Raw genomic sequence first — 745 nt, forward strand, 5'->3', positions numbered from 1 at the left:
GTCCAACAATGACTTCATCTGTTAATGAAAGGGATTCATCAACAACGGTAGGTGGTCTCATGTCCAACAATGACTTCATCTGTTAATGAAAGGGATTCATCAACAACGGTAGGTGGTCTCATTTGAGCTATTCCTTCTCTGATTGATTGCAAGTTTTCCGGGTGTAAATCGAGATTTGGAAACATCTCTAACCCTTGTAATAACTCTGGATTTACTCTTGTTTTCATTTTAGCACCTCTATTTGTAATTGTTTTCGAATAAATGAAGTGTATTCTAAGTAGTTTAATTGTGAAAAAATATTACAATTAAATTGTAAATTGGATATGCGACAACAGTCAACAGAATATTCGGAAATTAAAACCTTTCTCAAGAAGGAGTTTCACGCAACCAATAATACAAGTAGTGGATTTAGGAGCAAGGTGTTTTCATGTCGTTGTATTTATGTACACTTAGTTTTCTAATTAAACCAAGTGATAATCCTTTTTATTTTAATGACATATTGCAAGTGATACCTATTCGAATTCATACTCGGAAAGAATTAATACATTTTCATTCCTTAATATATAATTCAGGCAAATACTCATGGGCAGGCATTAATATAGGAGAACAGTACAAATTAAAATAACTGTTTAAAAAAATTCCTTTTATTTGGCTAGAAAAGGAGTAGATTCTTTTTTCTTATCTAGACTCATGAAGAAGTATGAAAATCAGAATTTATAATTCAAAAGCCAGCTTAAAGTAATTG

The 745-nt window shown here is 31.4% G+C and carries 1 pseudogene; it reads right to left on the reverse strand.

The features are described 5' to 3' along the window. Positions 1 to 62: 62 nt before the first annotated feature. A pseudogene (locus tag AC1DJR_RS32275) lies at positions 63 to 227 on the reverse strand (alpha/beta hydrolase); the annotation flags it as partial. Between the last annotated feature and the right edge of the window lie 518 nt (positions 228 to 745).

The organism is Bacillus sp. 05T31 (genome assembly GCF_056396725.1).